At 65.1% G+C, this 2974-nt stretch carries 3 protein-coding genes and 1 pseudogene; 1 reads left to right on the top strand and 3 read right to left on the bottom strand.

Annotated elements, in window-relative coordinates:
- The coding region (locus tag NV64_RS22595; RefSeq protein ID WP_146005542.1) for an MFS transporter at positions 1-441 on the bottom strand (441 nt) is incomplete at its 3' end.
- A 100-nt stretch (positions 442-541) separates the two neighbouring features.
- Between NV64_RS22595 and NV64_RS22590 the strand changes: the two genes are divergently transcribed.
- Positions 542-1483 (top strand): LysR family transcriptional regulator, encoded by a 942-nt coding sequence (locus NV64_RS22590; protein WP_056235277.1) that lies wholly within the window; start codon positions 542-544, stop codon positions 1481-1483.
- A gap of 131 nt (positions 1484-1614) precedes the next feature.
- Here the strand turns inward: NV64_RS22590 and NV64_RS22585 are convergent, their stop codons facing one another.
- Positions 1615-2445 (bottom strand): hypothetical protein, encoded by an 831-nt coding sequence (locus tag NV64_RS22585; protein ID WP_056235278.1) that lies wholly within the window; start codon positions 2443-2445, stop codon positions 1615-1617.
- Positions 2442-2974 (bottom strand): annotated as a pseudogene (locus tag NV64_RS23745) (hypothetical protein); the annotation flags it as partial. The gene NV64_RS22585 and the pseudogene NV64_RS23745, both read right to left, overlap by 4 nt.

Genomic DNA, 2974 nt, shown 5'->3' with positions numbered 1-2974 from the left:
CGTGCCGACGGTTTTGCCGCGCTGCGCGGCCGGTGAGAGGCTGGCGGAGGCCGGCACGATATCCTGCGCCATGGTGGCGGTAATGCCGATCGCCAGGCTGGCAATCAGCAGCAGCGTGATACTGCCCGCCGCCGCGCTCATCAGCAGCGCCAGCGTCAGCAGCACGCCTTTCAGGGTGATGATGGTGCGGCGATCGTAACGGTCGCCGAGCGGGGCCAGCAGCAGGATGCCCAGCGCATAGCCCACTTGAGTCAGCGTCGGCACCAGCCCGGCGGTGCTGACGCCGGCCCGCAGCCCGGAGGCGAGCAGCTCCAGCATCGGCTGGCTGTAGTAGATTGAGGCGACGCTGAAGCCGGCGCCCGCCGCCAGCATCAGTACGGTGCGCGCGGCCAGCGGTGACGCGGGCTGTTCAGCAGAAGAGAGCAGGGTGTCAGTGGACATGATTGATTACCTGATTAGGTCGTTAAGATGGCGCTATTGTGCGGGGTTGCCGTGATGCCCGGTAGACGGCTGAAAGGTAGAAGTGTTATACGTCATACGTATGAATATAATTAAATCACCTGCCACCGATCGCATAGAACTGATGCAGACCTTTGTGCGTATCGTCGAGGCCGGCAGCCTCTCCGCGGCGGCGGCGCGTCTTGCCACCACCCAGCCTACCGTCAGCCGACGCCTGCAGGCGCTGGAGAGCCTGCTCGGCCTGAAGCTGATCCAGCGCACCACCCACCAGATGAAGCTGACCGAGGATGGCGAACGCTGTTATCAGCACGCCTGCCGCCTGCTGGAGAACTGGCAGGGGATCGAGGACGATCTGCGCGGCGTCACCGAAGAGCCGCAGGGGGTGCTGCGGGTGCTGGTACCGCATGCGTTTGGTCAGGACCAGATGATCGCCCCGCTGCAGGCCTATCTGCAGCGCTACCCGCAGGTCACCGTCGAGTGGATGCTGCACGACAGGCAGGCGGATTTTCTGGCCGAGGGCATCGACTGCGCGGTACACGTTGGTGAAGTCACCGAGCCTTCGGTGGTGGCGGTGAAGGTGGCGGAAGTGCCGCGTATCGTGATTGCCGCCCCCTCGTTGCTGCAGGGCCGTGCGGTGCCCGACCGGCCGCAGCAACTGCAAACGCTGCCCTGGCTGGCGCTGAGCACCTTCTATCGTCACAGCGTGGCGCTGACCCGTACACAGGGCGGAGAGGTGCAGCGTTTCGATATTCAGCCACGCCTGCTGACCGACAGCCTGTACGCGCTGCGCAACGCGGTGCTGGCCGGTCTGGGTGTCGGCATTTCGTCGGCGTGGGTGGTGCAGGAGGATATTGCCCAGGGGCGGCTGCTGCAGCTGGCCCCGGCCTGGCAGGCGGCGTCGCTGCCGGTGTATCTGGTCTATCCGCACGCGCGCTACTACCCGGCGCGCTTACGCATGTTTCTGGCGATGATGCGTGAAGCGATGCCGGTGATGAGTGGCGCCCGGCGCCCGGGCGGGCGCTGAAGGGGGGCAACGTCACTGGCTGAGGATCGCAGTACAGGTCGGGAAGGGGTACCAGGTGGTGAACGCGTCGCGCGTTCCGGTGAGAGGAGGGCAGGCCACGCGACGTTCTGCACGTGGCCTGCCCGGGAGGATTAACGCAGGTCTACCGTCAGCTCCGGTGCGCCAAAGCTGACCACCGTCGCGTGGGAGGCCTCAAACCAGCCGCGCCAGAAGGTTTCCAGCTGCTGCATGATTTTTCCGGAACGGTAGTTGTTCTTCGCATCGGTATCGATTAACCCCGCGCCGGCGATATAGACCCGGCTGCCGGCAAAATCGGCCAGCAGCTGCTGCTGGCTGACCCGCGCCATCTCTTTCGCCGGGGCCAGCAGGCGGATCTGATTACTGCTGTAGAAGCTGCCGAAATCGCTGTTCTCCAGCATATCGGAGACCAGCAGCACGGTACGCTGTTCGGCCGGGGTGGCTTTCAGATCGTCGGCAATACGCTTCAGGCTGTCCATGATTTCACTTTTCGCCACGTTATCGCCCTGACCGGCGAAGGCCGCGGCCATCTTTTTGCCGATGCTCTGGTCAAAGAACTGCTTCTGCTGCAGCAGGCAGCCGTCCAGTGATTTCAGGCTGTCCATGCCGAGGCTGTTACGCGCCTTTTGATCGGTAAACGGGCGCTCCAGCGTGCCGTCGAAGGCGCGCTTCATGTAGTTGTCCTGCAGCAGCGCCGAGAACTGATACATGATGATATGGTCGCCGGGCTGGGTGTAACGCACCACCTGCTGCCAGATCGACTTTTTCAGGTCGTCCGGCACTTTGACCGTCTGATCGACGATCAGCACCAGCTCACGGCCGCCGCTGGCCGGACGCTGGGCGTCCAGTCTGGCAAAGCTGTAGCAGCTTGGAATGTCGTTACGGTCGGCAGCATAACCGCCAGCGGAAGCCGCCAGCAGCAGCAGGGCCATCAGACGCTTCATACCGTGGCTCCCCGCGCTTTATTCATCACCTGCTGCAGCTTCTGATGTTTCACCAGCGCGGCCAGCGGCAGATCCGTCCCTTCGGCCATCACTTCCAAATCTTCCTGATTGAGCACGGTCAGGTCACCCAGCTCGCTGATACGCTGCTTCAGCTCAGCCTCTGCGGCCGGGTTGGCCGGTGCGGTTGCGGCGGTTAACGTCGTTGCTGCAGGGGCTTCAGCGGGCACCGGAGCCGGGGCTGCGGGGGCTGCCGCTGTCACCGTAGCGACGGGGGCGCTATTCGCCGGGCTACCGCCAGCCGGAGCCGCCGTCGGGGCTGGCGCATAGCCGGCAGAGGTCACTGCCGCCGGGGTATAGCCGGCCGCCGTTACCGTCGGAGCCACGTTTTCTGCCGGCGCGGCGGCGGGCGCAGCCGGGGCCACGTTTTGTACCGGCGCAGCGGCGGGCGCAGCCGGAGCCACGTGTTGTGCCGGCGCAGCGGCGGGCGCAGCCGGGGCCACGTTTTGTACCGGCGCAGCGGCAGGGGCCA

Origin of the sequence: Erwinia sp. B116, from assembly GCF_002865965.1 — a bacterium.
Lineage (GTDB): Bacteria > Pseudomonadota > Gammaproteobacteria > Enterobacterales > Enterobacteriaceae > Erwinia.
The sequence above is the reverse complement of the archived record's forward strand: the minus strand, read 5'-3'. Positions and strand labels throughout refer to the sequence as shown.